Consider the following 20,809-nt stretch of genomic DNA (forward strand, 5'->3'; position numbering starts at 1 on the left):
AGCAAAAACGGCGGATAACGGACCACGACAGGCGCGTCGAACGTTACTGACCCAGTAATCGAGCGACCTCACGACACGAACGAACACGATGTGACAATGACCTACCAAAACGACTGGAGCGGTACACTCAGGCGAACGTTCATGAAAGCAGCCGCGGCCACGGGCGTCGCGGTCGGGGCGGGTACGGCAGTCGCGACCCAGGGGGATGCCCTCTCGACCGACATCGAACTCGACGGAGACAGAGGCGGTTGGGAGGGGGCTTCTCCCGACGAGATCAGCGGGGAGACGAATCCGACGCTCGTCCTGGAGGCCGGTACGACGTACACGGTCACCTGGGAGAACGGAGACGGTGAACCCCACAATTTCGTTATCGTCGACGAGGAGGACGAACGACTCGTCTCGACCGATATCATGAGTTCTCGCGGCGAAACGCAGACCGTCGAGTTCGAAGCCACCGAGGAGATGGTCGAGTACTTCTGTGCACCGCACAGGGGATCGATGATCGGCGACGTCGAGATCGTCGGGGGTGACGAAGGGGCTGACGAAGCGGAAGCGGAGGAAGAAACTGACGGCCCGGACATCGAGACTGTCGTCGACATCTCGGGCGAGCCGACGGCAGAGAACCTCGCGGTGGACCCCGACGGCTCGCTGTACTTTAGTATCACCGCCGGTGAGATCCGACGGATCACCGCGACGCAGACCCAGGAGACGGGACTGTCCCTCGACGACGCCGAACTGGTCGGCGAGCTTCCCGGCGATACGCTGGGCGTCGAGGTCGCTCCCGACGGGACGGCCTACGCCGCGGTGCAATCCGGAGAGGAAACGGGCGTCTGGCGAGTGCCCCGTGACGCGTCGGGAACGGAATCGGACGACGGGGGCGAGACCGACGGCGAGGACGAAGCTGACGCTACCGTCGCGACGAGTTCCCACGACGAGTTCGGCGAGATCCTCGTCGACTCGGAGGGAATGACCCTCTACATGTTCGACGAGGACAAACAGGACGCAGGGGAAAGCGCGTGTTACGACGACTGCGAGGAGAACTGGCCGCCGCTGACCGCCGAGGAGGAGCCGGCCGCCGGCGACGGCATTTCGGCCGAACTGACGACGTTCGAGCGCGAGGACGGGGAGACGCAGGTTGCTGCGAACGGCTGGCCGCTTTACTACTTCGCCCAGGACGAGGAAGCCGGCGATGCGAACGGACAGGGCATCGGCGACGTCTGGTGGGTGCTCGACGAGGCCGGCGAGCCGGTGCGCGAGACCGACGACGAGGCGGCGAACGGAGACGAAGCGGAAGACGACGAAGCCGAGGGCGAGGAGGCCGAGGAAGACGAGGAAGCGGAGGTGGACGCCGACGCGGAGGATGCGGAGACCGACGACGAACTGGACGAGACCGCCGACGCGGAATTGTTCGCCATCCTCGGCGTCGAGGACGAGGCCGTCCCGAACGGGATCGCGCACGATCGGCTGCGCGATCGGCTCCTGGTCACGGAGTCTTTCGGCGGGGTGGTCTACGAGGTCCCGCTCGACGCGGACGATCCCGAGAACGCAGCGGCGGTCTGGTTCGAGGACGATCGCCTCTCCACCGAGACGTTCGGCGTCAACGGGCTCACCATCACGCCGGACGACGACGTGTTCCTCGCGGTCACCGACGACGAGGTCGACGGCGAGGAGGCCGGCCGGATCATGCGCGTCCCCGTCGAAGACGACGGAAGCGCGGGAGAGGGCGAGACGTTCGTAGAGGGGCCGGAGGTGCACGGCGCGGACGGGCTCGCGTATCACCCCCTCGACGAGCTACTCTACGTCGCCGCAATTCTCCAGAGCGCGGTCGTACTAGTCTCCTCTAACGGGGAGACCGAATCGGTCGCGACGGCCGACGACGGACTCGTCTTCTGTTCTGACGTGGCGTTCGGAACGGTCCCCGGCCAGTGTAACGACCTGTTCATCTGCAACTTCGCTCCCGAACAGCCGGAGGAGTCGGCGATTCTCCGGTGGTCGCCGTAACCGATCCCCGAGCCGTTCGGGGAGGTTCGGTTATCGAACGGCGATCGAACCGCCGCCGGCGGACTGCTCACTGGATTCCGCGAGCGGACTAACCCGACCGTCACCGTCTCTTCGCTGTCTGGCAGCGCGATTGATAGCTCTTCGGCGGTTCCGTTTTCGCGAAGAAAGAACCACGAGGAGGGCGGGTGCTAAACCCGGATCTGTGATCCGACCTACAGGAACGCGTCGTCCCCGTCGTCGGTTTCGTTGCCGCCGAAGTCATCATCGGTCTCGTTACCGGCCCTCCTCTTTCTCTTCCTCCGCTTCCTCGGCTTCCTCGGCTTCTTCATCCTCGCCCTCGGCACCGGCGTCACCGTCGCTACCGTCGCCATCCGCCTCGACGATCCGGTGGACCTGGCCGGTCTCACCGGTGGGGCCGGTATTTTCGGTAGTGAGTACGTAGACCTCGCCGTCGGAATCCTGGCCGAACGCGAGGATGTTCCGATCAAGCGCGCCCTCCGCGGCGAGATCGTCCGCCTCGACGACTAACCGCTCCATCGGCCAGAGCTCGTCCTCGCCGTCGCCGCTGGCATCCATATCTCCGTCGCCGCCGGCGTCTGTTTCGTTACCTGCGTCGTCGGTCTCGTTGTCGTTGCCGTTGCCGATGTCGTCCCCGTCGCCTTCGTCGTCCATTCCCTCGTCCTCGAGCCACCCTTCGGGCGGTCGTGCGAGGAACAGTGGGCCGCTCCAGTCGCCGAAGACGTACGTTTCCTCGAGGCCCGAGACGGTATCGCCGTCGTAGAGGTGGCCGCCGATGATCGAGACACCGATAGGTTCGCCCTCGTACTCCTGCGGGTACTCGATGACCGGGTCGATCAGTTCCTCACCGCCGCGAACGTCGTCGGGCGTCTCGTCGGGGCAGTCCTCCTCATCGGGAACCTCCTCGGGCGATTCGGTGCTGAAACAGTGAGTACCTTCCTTGACGTTCCAGCCGTAGTTGCCGCCTTTCTCGATCGCGTTGACTTCCTCGAACAGGTTCTGTCCGACGTCGGCCAGCAGCATCCGATCACCGTGGAAATCCATGCTCCCCCAGGGGTTGCGCAGCCCCCAGGCGTACTGCTCCGGAAGTCCCTCGTCGGAATCGAACTCCCCTTGCTCGGCGAAGGGATTGTCCTCGGGAATACCGTACGCCCGGTCGTTGGTCCCGTCGCCGGCGTCGTCGTCCTCCCCCTCGCCGGTTCCTTCGTCGACGTCGATCCGAAGGACGGCACCGAGGAGGTTCTCGGTCGTATCCTGACCGTTGCCGCCCTCGTTCTCGTCGTACCAGTCCTCGACGTGGCCCTCATCGTTGTCATTCGCACCGCCGCCGTCACCCGTGGAGACGTAGAGGTAGCCGTCCGGACCGAACGCGACCATGCCGGAGTTGTGGTTGGGCTGCGGCTCGTCGATCTCTAGGAGCACCTGCTCTGAGTCGGGATCGGCCGACTCGTTGTCGTCGCCCTCGGTCTCGAACTCTGAGAGGACGAAGGTGTGGGACCACTCCTCGGGCGTCTCTTCCCGCGGGGGTGCGCTGTAGCGGACGAAGAACCTGCCGTTCTCCTCGAAGTCGGGGTGGAGCGCGAGTCCCAGCAGGCCGCGCTCGTCGAAGTCCTCCCTCAGGTCGACCATCCGGTCCGAGATGTCGAGGAACGGTTCGTCCTCGAGGCCGTCCTCGCCGTGGACGTAGATCTGGCCGGTCTGGTCGACGACGAACCGTCGGTCGGTCTCCTCGTCGGCGACCTGGAAGTCGACCGGTGCCGTCAGTTCCTCCGCGACGGTCTCGAGTCCGACGGTCGGTCCTTCTTGCAGGAAACCGTCCTCGTTGTCGTCCTGTGCTACCGCCGCCGTCGCCCCGAGACCGGCCACGGTGCCGATCGCCGCCGAGCGGAGCAGCGTCCGCCGGGTCACGTCCGGAACCGTCGGCCGGCCTGTGTTCTCTTGTTCTGACATTATATGTCGGATACGTTGTCGGATGAGTGTCGTCGTCTGCCGATTTGCGTGCGGATCAGTCTGGACACGATTCGGGATAAACAGCGCCGATCGTTCCTCGAACAAGGATCTGTTGTTCGAGACGCTATCGTCTAATAGGGCGTTGAGAACGCCGTATACGGCGCGTACCGGCGGAGTTTTCCGTCCTCAGGCGTAGTTCGCGATCCAGTAGACCCCGTAGAGTGCAAGCAGGAGCGCCCCGCCGGATCGGGTCACCCGTCCCCGGGCCAGCATGGCCGCGACGACGATCAGCGACGCCGCGAAGATCGGCCAGTGGACGGTTAGAACGGCGCCGCCGGTGTCGATCGGGGCCAACAGGGCGACGATTCCGACGTTGGCCGTCACGTAGAAGACCGTACTCCCCACGACGTTTCCCACCGCAAGGTGCGGCCGACCCTGCCTGACCGGTTCGACCGTCAACGCCAGTTCCTCGATCGAGGCGATAAAAGAGAGCACTGTCGCGCCGAACGCGAGTCCCGAGACCCCGAGCGAGACGAAAATCCCCTCGGCGCTGACGACCGTGATTCCGGACCCGACGGTCATGCCGACGGCCGCGAGGACGGCGACGCCGAGCGCGAATCGGCCGCTCCGGCCCTCGAAGTTCGGGACGAACTCGTCCACGTCGAGGTCCACGTCGGCCAGCCACTCGTCGGCCACCGTCCCGTCGCCGTCCGGCTCCACCGCGGGCCCGGCCGCGTCGTCCGGCCGAACGGCCGGCTCGGCTCCGGAGCGGTCCTCCGCGAGGTCGACGACGTTCTCGACCTCCTCCGCGAGCAGGTAGGTCGTCTCCGACCGTCGCTCGAGCCAGTAGATGGCGGCGAGCAGAGGGGCGAACAGGACGAGCAGCGCGGCCCCGCCGGCGCGGCCAATCGTCCCGTCGATCGACAGCGCGAACGCGGGGAGGGGAACGACGAGGATCAACAGGAGGTAGATACGGGGGACGTCCATCCGGAAGGGCACGAACAGCCCTGCGATGCCGACGGCGACCGCGAGGACGAACAGGGCCTCTCCGAACACCGTCCCCAGCGCCAGGGCCGGAAGGTCGACGAAGGCCGCGGTGACGCCGAGCACCGCGTTCTCGAGGTCGACTCCGGCGAGGATGACCGCGAGAAAGAACCCGGAGACGCCGAGCGAGATGGCGCTCTGGGCGACGGCCTCGATGAACACCTCGACGCTGTAGATGACCGTCGCCACGCCCACCAGGAAGAGCGCGACGAGGATCACCAGTTCGGAAGCACCCGCGACCATACGGGCGCCTAGATGCGGAGCGCACACTTAATTCGGCGCCCGCGACCGACCGGAACCGCACCGACGCGCACCGCGTACTGTCACGACGGCACGCGTTCGAAACGTCGATCCGCACCCGTTCCCGATGCGAGTCGCCGGCGATTGGCGTTTGCCCGATGATCTCCGGCAATGGCGGGCCGGCGTCAGGGCCCGTGTATACTCGTTCACTGAACGAGTATACACGCATTTCCGTGTACGATCGTCCAATGAACGTCGCTATACGGGACCAAATCGATAAGGTTGTTTCCGTCGTCTAAAGGCATCATGACGACTGAGGGCGTTCGAATCGGCGCTGTGTTGGTCGCCGCGGTACTCCTCGTCGCTGCGGGCGGGGGCGTCGCCGTAGCGCAAGAAGACGTCGAGTCCGGCGAGGACGAACTGGTCGAGGTGTCGGGCTGGACCGCGGTGGCGGTGCTGCTCGCCGGAACGATCCTCCTGATGGCGAGCATCGAGTTGCTGATCCACGCGCTCGTGCGGACCGCCGTCCGGTTCGGAATTTCGGCGTTTTTGCTCGCGGTGGTCTTCTCCGGTTGGGAGTTCGACAACGTCGCGTTCGGCATCTTCACGGGGTTTCGAGAGATGCAAAACGTCGCGTTCGGACTCGCGATCGGCAACGCCGTTTCGATCTTCGGCCTGACGCTCGCCCTCGGTGCGCTCCTCTTTCCGTTCGTGATCGACGTTCCGAACGATTATCTCGCAATGATGGCTGCTGCGCCGCTCGTGTTGATCCCGGTGATCGTCTCGGGGACGCTGACGCCCGCGCTCAGCATGATGTTCATCATGATGTACGTCGTGATCTTCGCGTACGTTCTCCAACGCGAGCGCCAGATAGACCGGACGTTCATGCAGTCTGAGGAGGTCAAGCGGGCCGTCACGGTTCCGGACGGGCAACGCGACGTCGCGGGGGATCTTCCGTCGCCGCTGCGGCGATTCGCCCGAAAGAAGTGGTTCTGGCCGTCAATGTTGCTGGTTTCTGTCCTTGGAATCGTCATCGGCGCAGAGGGGGCGGCGATCGGCGTCGAGGGAATCCTCGAGACGTGGCACTTGACAGGTACGTTCGTCGGCGTCACTCTCATCACGATCCTCTTCACCATCGACGACATCCTGCTCATCGTCGAGCCGCTTCGGCTGGGGTACCCAGACGTCGCCGTCGGGGGCGTCATCGGCAGCCTGCTCTTCTTCGTGACCGCAAACGTCGGTATCGTCGGCCTGCTGGGCGAGATCCAGTTCCGATCGGAGACGGTGTTCTTCCACCTTCCCGTCCTCCTCGGGTTCACCGGACTGGCGAGTTACTTGCTCTGGCGGGGGAAACTGACGCGCAAACACGGGGTGCTCCTCCTCGGGCTGTACGTCCTCTATCTCCTCGTCAACGTCCGGTTCTTCGCGACGGTACCTCTGGGAGAGTAATCTCACCGTTCGCCTCGCTACTCGGTCGACTGCGCTTCCTGAGACAGCTCCATAGTCTGAAGGACGAACGTTCGTTCGGGCGGCGGAGCGATCCGCAACTCGAGCGACCGGTTCAACTCGTAGTACTTCCGGTTGCCGCGCATGTACCAGTTCACCATCCCGGCCTCCTCGAGGGTCGAGAGGTGGTGCACCGCGGTCTTTCCGTCCATCCCGACCGAGTCCGTCAGTTCAGTGACGTACTTCGGTCGCTGCGAAAGCTCTCGAAGGATCTTCAGCCGCGTGCCGTTTCCAAGCGCGTCGATGAGCGTCATGACCGTGGTTCGACGCCTGCGATACAAAGGATTTTGCCGGTTTTCGTGACTGTTTGAAGTGCGCGCTGGTCGCGCCCGAGGTCGCCGAGCCCGGTTGTTGCCGCTACCGTGTCGCGGGACTCCTCGAACTAAGTCGAGTGGGATAGTAACAGTCTGCGCGTGGTGAACCGCGGACGGCAGAGATCTCTTGCCGTTTTCAGTACGTTAGAGGGGATCGGGGATGGGGACGCCGCCGAAAATGAGGAGGGCGATCCCCCAGTAAGCGACGTACAGCCCAGCCAGCACGTAGCCGTGCCAGCGTCGGATTCGCCCGCTCGAAATGAAGTACGCGGCGAGCCCCGTGAGGATGAGCACCGCGGGGAGGTGGAAGACGAGCACGGACCGGGGAATCACCACGTCCGCGACGAACATGATGATTCCGACGTTCGCCGTCACTGAGAAGATCACGCTCCCGATGACGTGTCCGATCCCGATTTCGGGGATCCCGCGACGGACCGGTTCGAGCGTTAACAGCAGGTTCTCGAACGTCAACGCGAGTGTCATTACGGTCGCGCCGAAGACCGTCTCCTCGATACCCCACGACTCGAGGATCACCTCTGAACTGGCTTCGAGGAGAGTTGCTCCCGCAACGACGCCGATCAGCGCTACCAGCGATAATCCGAGCCAGAAAACGCCTTCGTACGGCTGACCCGCAACGAACCGGTCTTCTGGAATGTCCTCGAGTACCGTCCGAATGTCCACGTCCTCGAGAGTGATTCGATCGATCGGAACGCCGCCGTCGGCTTCGATCCGTTCGGCGATCTCCGAATCCCGGAAGACCGGGACATCGCGTTGGAACTCGCGGATGACGATGTACCCGAACAGGGCAACGAAAATCGCTGTGAGAACGAACCCGTGGACGATCGTCAGCGTACTCACGAGAACGAACGGGGCCAAGACCAGCGGTGACAGCGCGAACAGCAGGAGGTAGTCGCGAGGAATCTCGACCGGAAAGGGCTCGACCAACGCGGCTACTGCCAGCGTGATGCCGGTGATCGCGAGCCCCGTTCCGAGTGCGGTTCCGAGCGCAACCTGCTCCAGCCCACCGGCTCCAAAGACGAGCGCGATGGCCGTATCGTCGAACTCGAAACCGGTGAAGACGATGGCGAGGGCGAAGACGGATACCCCGAGCCCGAGCGCCGCTCGAGTGAGATAACTGATGAGCTTCTCGACGCTGTAGGTCAATAAGACCGCCCCGGCGAGCAGGACGAGGTACGCGAACCACGCTCCCTGCGATTCGACGAACGCTTCGATCAGTTCCCCGACCATGGGGCCACGCACGTCGAGTGCCACCAAATACCTATCATGCCGGGTATAGTCCTCCGCTGAAAATCTCTACACGGAGACGAACGGCGAGCCGACTGATTGGACTAGAGTGATCCGCTCGACGTCTCCACACCGTCAACTATCGGCCATGTCTCCGGTAGACAGCTGAAATCGGTCGCTGGCCGTACGTCTCCCCCACGCCCGACTGGATCGACTCTGGTCCACGTCCAACTGGAATGACACCGACTCGTGATTAGATATCATCTATCTTGTAATTCATCATCCTTTCGTAGGTCACTCGACCATATTTATACCGACAGTCGTGTTATACTATTGTATGAGCGACCGCGTGACGCTTCCCGAAGATCGCGACGACGACAGACGGACAATCACCGATGGGTTCTTCGAGCGAGAGGTGTATCTTTCCCGTCGAGAAACGGCGGCATTCCTGCGCGAACTCGCCGACCAGATCGAATCGGACACGTCGCTGACGATCAGCGCGTCCGACTGGGAGATTCCGTTCGAGTACCGCGAACCGATCGAAGTCGAGATCGAGTTCGCGAAACGCCACGAGGGGGAACTCGAGATCGAACTCGAATTCTCCGAGTCGGTCGAAAACCGGAACATCTCCGTCCGATAGCGCTTTTTCGCGACGGTTGCGAGCACAAGCGGTGTCGACGGAGCGTCCGCTCCTATCGCGACGCGCGTCAGGGCAGCGCTCCGAGGCTGCTCCGAGCGGGCGATGCGGACGTCCGCCAGGACCGCGAGCCGCGGCGCCTCTCGAGATTCGACTTCCAGTAATTACTGCAGAAAAAGATCATTAAACGTTCAAGAATGTGTTGCATAGTAGCATACAACGCTACGAATACCCTCGATAAGGCGCTGGCATTTAAACATTCCACGAAATCGTTTTTTACCCCTCCGGGTGGTCGATTGGCACTATGGGACTCGAGAGACGAACGATCCTCGCGGCGACGGCGGGGGGAGTCGCGAGCACCGTCCTGGCAGGGTGTCTGGCCGAGAACGGTCCGAGCGCGCAGGAATCGCTCGAGCCCGACGTCGACAGCGTCGGGCTGTTGCTCAACTGGAAACCGAGCGGGCTTCACGCGCCGTACTTCGTCGCGGCGGATCGGGGCTTCTACGAGGCGGAAGGGATCGAGGAGGTGACCATCGAGAGTGGCGATGGGTCGGACTTTTCGGCCCAGCAAGCCGGACTGGGGAACGTCGAGTTCGCGATCACGAGCAGCGATCAGATCCTCAACGTCAACAGCCGCGAACTCTCCCCGCTCGCGGTCGGAATCGTGATGCAGCACAACCCGGTGGTTGTCTTCGCGCCCCGGGAGCGCTTCGACGGGCTGTCGGATCCCTCGCAACTGGAGGGGACCACCATCGGTAGCGGTCCCGGAATGGTCCGCCAGATGACCGAGGCGTTTCTCGAACACCACGGCGTCCGCGAGTCCGTCGAGTACGTCGACAGCGGATTCGACACCGTCCAGCAGGTGCTCACGGGCGAAGTCGACGCCGCGGGGGGCGTGTTCGGCGACGTGGTCGACGCCGAGCAGCAGGGGGTCGAGATCGACTCGCTCTCGGTTCAGGAGGCGGTCCCGTCGTACGGCCACCTCGTCGCGACGAGCGAGGAGTTCGCAGTGAACGACCCGGACGCGGTACGGGCGTTCCTGCGTGCGACCGCTCGAGGCGCCGTCTGGGCGACCCAGAACCCGGACGATGCGATCGACGTCGTGGTCGACGCACAGCCCGAACTCGAGGAGGTCCGCGAGAACCAGCGCGAGAAGTGGGAGCTGATGCGCACCGAGTACATGCTTTCGGAGGCCGTTCGCGATCACGGCTGGGGATGGAGCGAGCCCGAACCGTGGGAGTCGACCTACGAAACGCTCGCCGCCGCCGACTTCTTCGCGGACGAGATCGACCCCGGGTCAGTGTGGGAGAACGAGTATCTCGACGGTGACTACGAGCACATCGGCGAGTACGCGGACCTCGCCACGGAGTGATTCGGCGTGCCAACGACGACGCTACCGACCGGCCCGACGCGGCCCGGAACGCTCCTCGAGTCATGACCGACGGGAACCGCGAACGGCGTACCCGGCGAGAGGCGGTGATTTCGACGCCGGAACGCCGATCGATCGTCGTCGACCGGGTCCGTCCCGGCCTCGTTCGTGTCGGACCGCCGCTCGCGACGCTCGCGTGCGTGCTCGCGCTCTGGCAGGGAGCGACGGTCGTTTACGACGTGCCCACCGTCATCCTGCCTTCGCCGATCGACGTCGGCGCGGCGCTCGTCGAAGGGTATCCGACGCTCCTCGCCGACGCCGCCGTCACCGCTGCGACGGCCGCGCTCGGTCTGGGAGGGGGCGCCGCCGTCGGACTGGTGCTAGCGTTCGCGATGACTCGCTCGAGATCGGCCGCCAGGACGATCCTCCCGTACGTCGTCGCGCTACGCATCGCTCCGCTGATCGCCGTCGCGCCGCTGCTGTTCCTCTGGTTTGGGCGGGGAATCCCCGCGAGGGCGCTGCTCGTCGCGACGCTGACGCTGTTTCCGATGACCATAGCGACGCTCGACGGACTGCGCTCGACGCCATCGGCGTTCCTCGATCTCGCGGCGTCCGTCGGCGCGTCGTCGCTCGAGACGTTCCTGCGGGTTCGAGTTCCGGCGGCCGCCCCCAGCGTCTTCGCGGGCCTCAAGATCGCCGCGACGCTCGCAGTCGTGGGAGCGGTGGTCGCGGAGTTCGTCACCCTTCGATCGGGAATCGGTTATCGTGTGTTCTACAGCGCGACGCGGCTCGAGACCGCGACGTCCTACGCCGCGCTCGCAGTGCTCTCGCTGGTCGGCGTCGGATTCTACCTCCTGCCGGCGTTGCTCGAACGGCGCATCTGGACGACGTGATCGGGCGGTCGCCTCAGGCGGCGGCGTACCGATCGACGCCGCGCTGGAGCGCGACCACGCCGCCGTAGAGGACGAGTCCCTCGGCGAGCAGGACGAGTAGCGCCGCGAGCATCGTATCGGTCCGCACGTTCTCGGCAGCCAGCAGGATCAAGAAACCGAGTCCGCCGTCGGCGACGAGCCACTCGGCGATCACCGCCCCCACGACCGCGAGCGTCGTGGACTGCTTGAGCCCGGCGAACACGTCCGGGAGGGCGTACGGGAGCCGAACCCGAACGAACGTATCGACCGGGTGAGCGTTCACGGACCGCAACAGGTCTCGCTGTTCGTCCGGCGTCCGGCCGAGTCCGGCGACCGTGTTGAGGACGAGCGGGAAGAACGCGATGAGCGCCACGAACACGACCGCGGCCCCCATCCCCGTGCCGAGATAGATCAACAGCAGCGGGGCGATCGCGATCTTCGGGATCACGCGCACCGTCACGAGGTAGGGGTAGACCGACCGCCGGAACCAGGGTAGCGAGTCGATCAATATCGCGAGGACGAACCCGGCAAGCGCACCGAGGCCGCCGCCGTAGGCGACCTTCTCGAGCGTGAGCCACGCGTTGTCGAGGTAGAGGTGCGGGTTCGCGACGAGCCGCGCCGCGACGGCGTCCGGCGGCGGTAACAGGAACTGCGGCACCTCGAGCACCGCTACAGTCGTCCACCAGAGCGCGGTGCCGACGGCGAGCGCGCCGACGGGATAGAGGACGTCCGCCGCCGTGGTTCGCACGCGCTCACCCATCGCCATCGTCGTCGACCTCGTGAAGCATCCGCCGTACGGTTGCGACCCGTTCCTGGAACGCCCGCGAGCTGAGAACCGCCTCGTCGCGGGGGCTGGGCAAGTCGACGTCGACGATCGCTTCGATCTGACCGGGTTCGTCCCGCATCACGACGCAGCGATCGCCCAGAAAGACCGCTTCCGGAACGCTGTGGGTGACGAAGACGACGGTCTTGCGCTCCCGGCGCCAGAGTTCTCGAATCTCGACGCCGAGTTCGTCCCGGGTGATCTCGTCGAGTTCGCCGAACGGTTCGTCCAGCAGGAGGACGTCAGCGCCGAGGTGTAACGCCCGCGCGATCGCGACCCGTTGTTTCATCCCGCCCGAGAGCGCCGCCGGGCGCGCCCCTTCGAATCCCTCGAGGCCAACGGTTTCGAGCAGCGATCGCGCCTCGTCGGTTGCCGGCTCTCGGCCCGCCATCGTCCGGAGGAAGGTCACGTTCTGGAGCGCCGTTTTCCAGGGAAACAGGGTGTGTTGCTGGAAGACGAATCCGACGTTCGCTTCGCGCTGGGAGGACGCCGGATCGCGCCCGGCGATCGACACCCGCCCGCGGGTCGGCTCCTCGAGTCCACCGATCGTCCGCAGCAGCGTCGTCTTCCCGCACCCAGAGGGTCCGACGACGGTCACGAACTCCCCGGCGTCGACCTTGAGGTCGACGTCCCGAATCGCGGTCACGCTCTCGTAGGCGACGGCGACGTCGGCGACCTCAATCACGGTCGAACACCCCGCCCTGGGAAAGCGCGGTTCGAAGGTCGCGCCATGCCGCCGGCGAGTGCCACCCCCACCCTCGCTTTCGCACCGTCTCGGTCGCGCCGAAACGGGCCGCCGCTCGGTCGAACGTCCGCTCGATCCGGTCGGGCGATTCCGCCGACCACTCGGCGGCGTCGGCCGCTGCCACCGACGGGTCGGCCCTCGCGGTGGCCCACCCGTCAGTCGCCGCGGCGAGGAACGTCGTCAGGCGCTCCCGGTCGGCGGCGAGTCCGTTGCGGGTCGCGATCAGCGTCGGACCGTACACGGGGAACTGGTCCGCGATCGTGAGGGCGTCGGTCGTCCGTCCGTCCCGATCGAGGCGCTGTGGGTCGGGGTACATTCCCGTGACGGCGTCGACCGTCCCCGCTTCTAGCGCCTCCCGCTCTTCGCCCTCGAGTGAGACGATTTCGACCGCCTCGCGAACGCCCGCCTGCTCGAGCATGAGTCGGCCGAGCAGTTCCGTCTCCGAGGACGCCGACGTTCCGAGGCGCCGGCCGCGTAGTCGGCCGATCCGATCGAAGGGGCCGCCGAACGCCTCCCGCGTCGCGTAGATGACGGCCGTCGAGCGCGGAAAGAGGACGCCCACGGGGACGATCGGTCGACCGAGAGCGCGCTCGCGCAGAACGGTCGCGGCGCCGGCGACGCCAAGGTCGACGTCGCCGGCCGCGACGGCGCTGGCCGCGGCGCTCGAGCCGTCGTACTCCTCGAACGAAATCGCGAGGCGTCCGGCGTTGCTGGTTTGCGCGGCGAACAGGGGGAGGTGAAGCGCGTTCGCCCGCCAGTTGAGTCCGACGACGAATTCGTCGGGCGCCTCCGTTCCGACTTCGCTACACCTCTCGCGATCCGTTCCCGCGTCGCGCTCGTCGAAGCGCCCTCCCTGCTCGAGCAGCCGGTCCGCGTGTCGGTCGAACGCTCGGCGGATCGTCGGCACCGGCCGGTCTCTCGCGGACCAGGCGTTCGGCGGCCGCCCGGCTGACGCCGTTCGAACGGTCGTCCGATCGACGACCCTCGCCGACTCGAGTTCGTCCAGCCCCTCCCTGGCCGCCGACTCGCTCAGTCCGGTCCCGATGCGGATCTCGGTCGACGTCGCAGCGTTTTCCAGGTTGGGGTCCTCGTACCGACACAACAGGTACGCCAGAACGCGACCGGCGTTCTCGCCGAGGCCCGCCGAGAGCCGGTCGACCAGCGCTCGATCCCCGTCACTCAGGACGGGAAACTCCCGGACGTCCATCGAGTCGGGCTACGACGTCCAGCGCCATAAAATCGGAGCGGTTACCCGACGGATTTCGGCGGGTGTTCGTCTCGAGTGCGTTTCGCGAAGAGCTCTCTCTTTCGACCGCCGTTACAGTCGACGATACCGATCGCTGGTTACGTGTCGAGGCAAAAAACGTGATCGGTCGCGAGCGGTTCGATCGAGCAGTAGGTGTCGCCGGGCGAGTTCTACATCATGCCGCCCATGCCGCCCATGCCGCCGCCCATGCCGCCGGCACCGGGGGCGCCTCCCTCGTCGTCGCCCTTGTCCGTCGACAGGTCGCCAGCGGAGATGATGTCGTCGATCTTGAGCACGAGGTTCGCGGCCTCCGTGGCGGAGGTCACGGCCTGCTCTTTGGCGTGGGCCGGTTCGACGACGCCAGCCTCGAACGTGTCCTCGACGTCGCCGCTGAAGACGTTCAGGCCGGCGCGGATCTCGCCGTCTTCGTGGGCTGCGCGGAGGTCGACCAGCGTGTCGATGCTGTCCAGGCCAGCGTTTTCGGCGAGTACGCGGGGGACGAGTTCGAGCGAGTCCGCGAAGGCCTCGACGGCCAGCTGCTCGCGGCCGGAGACGGAGTCGGCGTAGTCGCGCAGGCGCGAGGCGAGTTCGACCTCGATTGCGCCACCGCCCGCGAGGACGCGGCCGTCGGAGACGGTCTGGGCGACCACGTCGAGGGCGTCGTTGACGCCGCGCTCGAGTTCGTCGACGACGTGCTCGGTGGAGCCGCGAAGCAGGAGGGTGACGCCGTGGGCGTCGTCGCCCTCGACGTAGAACAGGTCGTCCTCGTCGTCACGGGTGACGTCACCGAAGCCGAGGTCGTCCTCGGACGCGCTCTCGAGGTCGGAGACGATCGAAGCCCCGACGACCTCCGTCAGGAACTCGAGGTCGCTCTTCTTGGCTCGGCGGACGGCCAGGATGCCCTCCTTCGCGAGGTAGTGCTGGGCGAGGTCGTCGATGCCCTTCTGGCAGAAGACGACGTCCGCGCCGAGGTCGACGATGTGCTGGACCTTGTCCTTGAGCTGTTTCTCCTCGCGGTCGAGGAACTTTTGGAGCTGGTCGGGGTCGGTGACGGAGACTTCGGTGTCGACGTCGGTCTCTTCGACCTCGATGGGGTCGTTCAGCAGGAGGATGTTCGCGTCCGTCGCCTCGGTGGGCATGTTGTCGTGGACGGGATCCTTGTTAACGATGGCTCCCTGGAGGAGTTCGGACTGGTCGACGGCGCGACCGGTCTGGGTCTCGATGTTGAGGAACTCGAGATCGACGACGCTGTCGCCCTCGTCGGTCTCGACGGTGACGCCGGAGACGGCGTCGACGATGAGCTGGGCGAGGTGTTCCTTGTTGACCTCGGCGCCCTTGCCGGTCATCGAGGTTTCGGCAGTCTTCTTGAGCAGGTCCTCGTCGGAGGTGTCGATCTCGGTCGCGATGTCGTCGATCTCCTCGCGGGCCTGCTCGGCGGCCATGTGGAAGCCCTTGATGATGGCCGTCGGGTGGATCTCCTGCTCGAGGAGGTCCTCGGCGTTCTTGAGGAGCTCGCCGGCGATTGCGACGGCGGTAGTCGTGCCGTCACCCGCCTCGTCCTCCTGGGTCTCGGCGACTTCGACGATCATTTCGGCCGTCGGGTTGTCGATGTCCATCTCCTGGAGGATGGTGACCCCGTCGTTGGTGATCGTCACCGAGCCCATCGAGTCGACGAGCATCTTGTCCATCCCTTTCGGGCCGAGTGTGGAGCGTACGGCCTCCGCGACCGCTCGAGCGGCCTGGATGTTGTAATCCTGCGCGTCGCGGTCTTTGACGCGCTGGGAGTCCTCGCTCATCACGATCATCGGCTGTCCCTGTTGCATTCGCTGACTCATAGTCGCTCGAATCATTGTTTGCCCTTCTATATAAAAATACCGTTTAACGCGTACTCGAGTTGCGTTCCCTCCGGCCGATCGAAATCGATAAAACCGCCGGAAGGAGTGGCCCGTGTCCGCAGACCTTGCTACTCTCTGACGCAGTCAATCGTAGCAATTGGAGGTCTAACCCGCCGTCTTTTATATAAGTGCACCGGACGGTCGTCGGGCGAGAAGATGGCGTTCCCCCCGCTCGAATCGGCAGCGATTACTGTCGCTCCCATCAACGGCACCCATGGAACGCGCTACGCGCCACTCGCTCGTGACGGGAGGGGCCGGCTTCATCGGTTCTCACCTGACCGAGTCCCTGCTCGAGGCCGGCGAGACGGTGACGGTCGTCGACGACTGTTCGAACGGCGACCGCGACCGCGTCCCGTCCGAGGCCGAGTTCGTCGAGGTCGACCTGACCGCGTCTAACTCACTCGAGGGCCTGCTCGACGACGTCGATCGCGTCTATCACCTCGCGGCCTCGAAACACGTCGACACCGACCGCCCGCACGGCCAGTACGACGACAACACGCGGATGACCCGGACGGTCATCGAGGCGATGGCCGATGCCGACGTTCCCGAACTCGTCTACACCTCCTCGTCGACGGTCTACGGCGAAGCACCCCGGCCGACCCCCGAGGACTACGCGCCGCTCGAGCCGATTAGCGCCTACGGGGCGAGCAAACTCGCCGACGAGGGGCTCCTCTCGGCGTGCGCCCACATCCACGGGCTCACCGTATGGAACGTCCGCTTCGCGAACGTCGTCGGCCCGCGACTCCGGGGGGCCGTGATCCCCGACTTCATCGAGAAACTTCGGGACGACCCCGAGATACTCACCATCCTCGGCGACGGTCGCCAGGAGAAGTCCTACCTGCACGTCGAGGACTGCCTGACTGCGATTCAGCACGTCGTCGCTCACGCCGGCGCAGTGGACGGGGACGGGGACACCTCGAGCGAGGGCGACGAGGAGGGAGCGATACACACTTTCAACCTCGGTACCCGGACGACCACCTCCGTCGACCGCATCGCGGCCATCGTCGCCGACGAACTCGGTCTCGATCCAACGTTCGAGTACACCGGCGGCGACCGGGGCTGGACTGGTGACGTCCCGAAGATGCGCCTCTCGGTCGAGAAACTGTCCGCGCTCGGGTTCGAACCCAGGCGCTCGAGCGACGAGGCCGTCCGCGCGGCCACGCGGGAGATTCTGGCCGAGTTCGAGTAACCGCTGTTGCTGGCCGAACTCGAGTACCCCTCTCGCCGGTGAACGCCCTCAAGAACGATTCTCGACCGACGTTCGCCGAGTTTTAGGTGAGCTTAAATATCTGGGTCCTGCACGAGTTCGTATGGACGGCGGACGGCACCGGCTCGAGAACGATTCGACCGCGCGCCTACACCGATCAGCGTCGAGCGACGGCCCAAAAACTAGCTCGCTCGAGGCCGGCCTCCGGCGATACGGACCGTTCGTCGTCGCGATCGGCATCGTTCTCGGCCTGCTCGTCGCGTTTCGATCGATCGAACTCGAGACAGTGCTCGCGGAGGTCGCCCGCGCCGACCGCCGACTGCTGGTGGGAGCCGTCGCGGTCTACCTTCTCTCGTGGCCACTTCGCGGGCGGCGCTACGGCGACGTGCTGGGGACGATGTACTACCGCGTCGGAACCGCGCCGCTGACCGCTGCGATCTTCGTGAGTCAACTGGCGAATCTCGCACTCCCCGCACGGGCTGGCGACGGCGCGCGTGCGTACATCATCAAAAATCGGTGGGGCGTTCCCTACTCTACCGGCGGCGCGTCGCTGGTCGTCGAACGCCTCTTCGACCTGGCGACGATCAGCGCCCTCGCGATCGGGGCGACCGCCTGGCTCGCGCTCAGCGGGACCGCGTCCCCGCTCGAGGTGTTCACCACCGGCGGCGCTCGACGCGCAGTCCTGGCCGCGTCCGTCGTCAGCACCGCCACCGTCGGCGTCGGGGTCGTACTCGCGGCCTCCGCTCGCTACGGCTCCCCCACGGGTCTCGGCGCACGACTGCGTTCGCACACCTGGGGTGATCGACTCGAGCCCGCGCTCGAGGCCGGATTCCAGTTCGTCGGCCACCTCCAGGCGATCACCCGACGGCCCCACTCCCTCGCGGCCGTCGCGACGACGAGCCTCGCGATCTGGTCGCTCGACGTGGTGACCGCCGTACTCGTGCTCGCGGCGTTCGGAACCGGGCTCGAGGTCTTCCCCTTGCTGGCCGTCGGGACGCTCGCGGTGAGCGTCGGCAACCTGGCGAAGGTGTTACCGCTCTCACAGGGCGGCGTCGGACTGTACGAGGCCGCGTTCACGGCTCTCATCGTGTCGATCACCCCCATCGGTGCCAGCACGGCGCTGGCTGCGGCACTCGTCGATCACGCGCTGAAAAACGGCGTCACCCTCGTCGGCGGCTGCCTGAGCGCCGGAGCGCTCGGGTTGTCGGTTTCGGGGCTCGCCGACGAACGGTCGGAATGAATCGGTACTGTTTTAGGCCAGCCTAAAAAATTACGAGTCAATGAGTCAGCGTACGGATCGAGACCGGGTCCCCGATATCTGCGTCGTCGTGCCGACCATCCGCGAGTACGAGTGCGTGCGCTCCTACCTCCAGAACGCCCGCGACCACGGCTTCGACCTCGAGCGCCTGCACGTCGTGCTCGTCACCGAGGACTTCTGTGATACCGACGCCATGGCGGCGATGCTCGAGGAGGAGGACGTCTCGGGCGAGGTGTTCGACGGCACCCGTCGCGACGAGTGGTACGAAGCGCACGGAATCGCCGAGTACGCCCACCTCGTGCCGGCGGCCAGCCACGCCGAGACGAGTTTCGGACTGCTCTACCTGTGGGCCCACGGCCGCTTCGAGTACGGCGTGTTCATCGACGACGACACCCTGCCCCACGATGACGTGGACTTCTTCGGTACCCACCTCGAGAACCTCGCGTTCGAGGGCGAGGTCGAGTCCGTCCGCTCCGACCAGCAGTGGGTGAACGTCCTCTACCAGAACGCGGACGAGCACGGCCTCTACCCGCGGGGCTATCCCTACGCCGCGATGGACGAAACCGTCGAGACCGGGACGACGACCCTCGAGTCCGGCGACGTGGTCGCCTCCCAGGGCCTGTGGACCAACGTCCCCGACCTCGACGCCGTCCGGATCCTGATGGACGGCGACCTCGAGGGACAGGCACAGACGCGGACGACGCGCGAGGACTTCGCGGGGGACTTCGTCGCTGAACCGGGCCAGTACCTGACGGTCTGTTCGATGAACCTCGCGTTCCGCCGGGAGGTCGTCCCCGCGTTCTATCAGCTGCCGATGGACGACAACGAGTGGAACGTCGGGCGCTTCGACGACATCTGGAGCGGCGTCTTCCTCAAGCGCGCCTGCGACGTCCTCGGAACACGGATCTACAACGGGAACCCGCTGTGTGAACACAACAAGGCGCCGCGAAGCACGTTCGACGACCTCAATAACGAAGTGCCGGGCCTCGAGCTCAACGAACACCTCTGGGCGATCGTCGACGACGTCGGCGGCAACCGCGAGAGCTACGCCGGCGTCTTCGAGGCGATGGGCCGGGCGCTCGCCGAGGGCGACTGGGACGAGTACACCAACGGCGCGTTCTTCAATCACGTGGGAGAGTACATGCTCGAGTGGCTCGAGTGTCTCGACCGTCTCGAGCGTCTCGAGGGATCGACTGCGACGGACCATGTCGAAGCCGTCCGCCACTGACGCCCGACACACATCGACGCTTATAAATATATTTAGGCGAACCTAAAAACATGACCCGACGATCAGATTCACCTTCTCGGCGCACCTTTCTGGCTGGTTCGGCCGCGCTCGGTACCGCGAGCGTCGGCGGCTGTCTCGGCTTGATCGGAACCGATGACGACGACGGTCCCAACACCTTTGGACAGATCGGCTCCGGGCGGGCCGGACGCCCCGAACCGGGCGGGACTCACGTCGAGGACCTTCCGGACCTCGAGGGCGAACTGACCGTCTACTCCGGCCGCGGCAAGTTCCTCGTCGGAACGTTACTCGGTGACCTCCAGGAGTACTACGAGGACTTCACGGTCGACCCGCGGTACGGTAACTCCTCGGAACTGGTCAACCAGATCGCCGAGGAGGGCTCGGGAACCTCCGCCGACGTGTTCTACACCGTCGACGCGGCGGCCCTCGGTGCGCTGGCCGACGAGGGCCGAACGCAGGCGCTCTCCGACGACGTCACCTCGATGGTCGGCGAGGAGTTCCGGACCGATCAGTGGGTCGGTACCTCCGGGCGCGCTCGAACCGTCCCTTATAACACCGACTCGCTCTCGGCCGAGGACATGCCAGACAGCATCCAGGCGTACGCGACCGACTTCGACGGCGACCTGGGCTGGGCCCCCTCTTACGGCTCCTGCCAGGGCTTCGTGACCGCCATGCGCCTGCTCGAGGACGAGGAGACGACCCGCGAGTGGCTCGAGGGCGTCGTCGATTCGGGAATCGCGGAGTACGCCGACGAGTTCGCGGTCTGTGAGGCCGTCGCCAACGGCGAAATCGACGCCGGGTTCACGAACCACTACTACGTCCAGCGCGTGCTCGACGGGTCACCGGACGCCCCTATCGCCACGTCGTTCACCGAGGGCGACGCGGGCGCCGTCTTCGACGTCGCCGGCGCGGCCGTCACGGACGCGGCCGACGACGCCGACCTCGCCCAGAACTTCGTCCGTCACCTGCTCTCGGCGCAAGCCCAGGAGTACTTCGCCACGGAGACCTACGAGTACCCGCTCGTCTCGGACGTCGACCCGGTCGGCGACCTGCCGGCCATCGACGAACTCGACGTACCGAACGTCGACCTCTCGCAGCTCTCGGACCTCGAGCCGACGATCGACCTCATGCGCGAGGTCGGCATCAACACATGA

General features: G+C 65.6%; 17 protein-coding genes. 9 read left to right on the plus strand and 8 right to left on the minus strand.

The annotated features are described in order from the left end of the window. Nucleotides 1-96: 96 nt before the first annotated feature. The gene (locus ACFQS4_RS17575) at nt 97-2,001 is read left to right on the plus strand and encodes a plastocyanin/azurin family copper-binding protein (RefSeq protein WP_500194903.1); all 1,905 of its coding nucleotides are present in this window, start codon (nt 97-99) and stop codon (nt 1,999-2,001) included. Nucleotides 2,002-2,274: 273 nt separating this feature from the next. On the opposite strand, the gene ACFQS4_RS17580 is transcribed toward ACFQS4_RS17575, so the two are convergent. Together ACFQS4_RS17580 and ACFQS4_RS17585 are read right to left on the minus strand one after the other, a co-directional pair. After that, on the minus strand, nt 2,275-3,969 hold the full coding sequence (locus tag ACFQS4_RS17580) for a PQQ-dependent sugar dehydrogenase (RefSeq protein ID WP_500194907.1): 1,695 nt from the start codon (nt 3,967-3,969) through the stop codon (nt 2,275-2,277). A 186-nt stretch (nt 3,970-4,155) separates the two neighbouring features. Continuing rightward, nucleotides 4,156-5,256 (minus strand): sodium:calcium antiporter, encoded by a 1,101-nt coding sequence (locus ACFQS4_RS17585; protein ID WP_500194910.1) that lies wholly within the window; start codon nt 5,254-5,256, stop codon nt 4,156-4,158. Between the two features lie 303 nt (nt 5,257-5,559). Here ACFQS4_RS17585 and ACFQS4_RS17590 point away from each other — a divergent pair, with 303 nt between their 5' ends. Next, nucleotides 5,560-6,702 (plus strand): sodium:calcium antiporter, encoded by a 1,143-nt coding sequence (locus ACFQS4_RS17590; RefSeq protein ID WP_500194913.1) that lies wholly within the window; start codon nt 5,560-5,562, stop codon nt 6,700-6,702. A gap of 17 nt (nt 6,703-6,719) precedes the next feature. On the opposite strand, the gene ACFQS4_RS17595 is transcribed toward ACFQS4_RS17590, so the two are convergent. Together ACFQS4_RS17595 and ACFQS4_RS17600 are read right to left on the minus strand one after the other, a co-directional pair. Continuing rightward, a complete protein-coding gene (locus tag ACFQS4_RS17595) occupies nt 6,720-7,013 on the minus strand; it encodes an ArsR/SmtB family transcription factor (protein ID WP_500194916.1) in 294 nt (97 codons plus the stop codon). Nucleotides 7,014-7,217: 204 nt separating this feature from the next. After that, nucleotides 7,218-8,321: a sodium:calcium antiporter gene (locus ACFQS4_RS17600; RefSeq protein ID WP_500194918.1), complete on the minus strand. Its 1,104-nt coding sequence runs from the start codon at nt 8,319-8,321 to the stop codon at nt 7,218-7,220. Nucleotides 8,322-8,655: 334 nt separating this feature from the next. On the opposite strand from ACFQS4_RS17600, the gene ACFQS4_RS17605 reads away from it, so the two are divergent. The 3 genes from ACFQS4_RS17605 to ACFQS4_RS17615 all read left to right on the plus strand — a co-directional run bounded on the left by ACFQS4_RS17605 (nt 8,656) and on the right by ACFQS4_RS17615 (nt 11,217). Continuing rightward, nucleotides 8,656-8,958: an amphi-Trp domain-containing protein gene (locus ACFQS4_RS17605; protein WP_500194920.1), complete on the plus strand. Its 303-nt coding sequence runs from the start codon at nt 8,656-8,658 to the stop codon at nt 8,956-8,958. Nucleotides 8,959-9,259: 301 nt separating this feature from the next. Beyond that, the gene (locus tag ACFQS4_RS17610; RefSeq protein WP_500194922.1) at nt 9,260-10,327 is read left to right on the plus strand and encodes an ABC transporter substrate-binding protein; all 1,068 of its coding nucleotides are present in this window, start codon (nt 9,260-9,262) and stop codon (nt 10,325-10,327) included. A gap of 62 nt (nt 10,328-10,389) precedes the next feature. Further along, nucleotides 10,390-11,217, plus strand: a complete 828-nt coding sequence (locus tag ACFQS4_RS17615) for an ABC transporter permease (RefSeq protein ID WP_500196655.1) — start codon at nt 10,390-10,392, stop codon at nt 11,215-11,217. 13 nt (nt 11,218-11,230) lie between these two features. Here the strand turns inward: ACFQS4_RS17615 and ACFQS4_RS17620 are convergent, their stop codons facing one another. The 4 genes from ACFQS4_RS17620 to thsB all read right to left on the minus strand — a co-directional run bounded on the left by ACFQS4_RS17620 (nt 11,231) and on the right by thsB (nt 15,872). Beyond that, complete coding sequence (locus ACFQS4_RS17620) at nt 11,231-11,995, minus strand: ABC transporter permease (protein ID WP_500196657.1); 765 nt, start codon at nt 11,993-11,995, stop codon at nt 11,231-11,233. Beyond that, the gene (locus tag ACFQS4_RS17625; protein WP_500194925.1) at nt 11,988-12,743 is read right to left on the minus strand and encodes an ABC transporter ATP-binding protein; all 756 of its coding nucleotides are present in this window, start codon (nt 12,741-12,743) and stop codon (nt 11,988-11,990) included. Before ACFQS4_RS17625 ends, ACFQS4_RS17620 begins: the two co-directional genes overlap by 8 nt. After that, a complete protein-coding gene (locus ACFQS4_RS17630) occupies nt 12,736-14,010 on the minus strand; it encodes an ABC transporter substrate-binding protein (protein WP_500194927.1) in 1,275 nt (424 codons plus the stop codon). The genes ACFQS4_RS17625 and ACFQS4_RS17630 overlap by 8 nt, the downstream gene beginning before the upstream one ends. Before the next feature lie 209 nt (nt 14,011-14,219). Further along, on the minus strand, nt 14,220-15,872 hold the full coding sequence (gene thsB, locus ACFQS4_RS17635; RefSeq protein ID WP_500196659.1) for a thermosome subunit beta: 1,653 nt from the start codon (nt 15,870-15,872) through the stop codon (nt 14,220-14,222). Nucleotides 15,873-16,158: 286 nt separating this feature from the next. Here thsB and ACFQS4_RS17640 point away from each other — a divergent pair, with 286 nt between their 5' ends. The 4 genes from ACFQS4_RS17640 to ACFQS4_RS17655 all read left to right on the plus strand — a co-directional run bounded on the left by ACFQS4_RS17640 (nt 16,159) and on the right by ACFQS4_RS17655 (nt 20,809). Beyond that, the gene (locus tag ACFQS4_RS17640; protein WP_500194930.1) at nt 16,159-17,133 is read left to right on the plus strand and encodes an NAD-dependent epimerase/dehydratase family protein; all 975 of its coding nucleotides are present in this window, start codon (nt 16,159-16,161) and stop codon (nt 17,131-17,133) included. A gap of 121 nt (nt 17,134-17,254) precedes the next feature. Next, nucleotides 17,255-18,391, plus strand: a complete 1,137-nt coding sequence (locus ACFQS4_RS17645) for a lysylphosphatidylglycerol synthase transmembrane domain-containing protein (RefSeq protein ID WP_500194933.1) — start codon at nt 17,255-17,257, stop codon at nt 18,389-18,391. 40 nt (nt 18,392-18,431) lie between these two features. Further along, complete coding sequence (locus ACFQS4_RS17650; RefSeq protein WP_500194935.1) at nt 18,432-19,637, plus strand: alpha-1 4-glucan-protein synthase; 1,206 nt, start codon at nt 18,432-18,434, stop codon at nt 19,635-19,637. Between the two features lie 50 nt (nt 19,638-19,687). Then, on the plus strand, nt 19,688-20,809 hold the full coding sequence (locus ACFQS4_RS17655; protein ID WP_500194938.1) for a substrate-binding domain-containing protein: 1,122 nt from the start codon (nt 19,688-19,690) through the stop codon (nt 20,807-20,809).

It is taken from the genome of Saliphagus sp. GCM10025317 (assembly GCF_042663665.1).
Classification (GTDB): Archaea; Halobacteriota; Halobacteria; order Halobacteriales; family Natrialbaceae; genus Natronosalvus.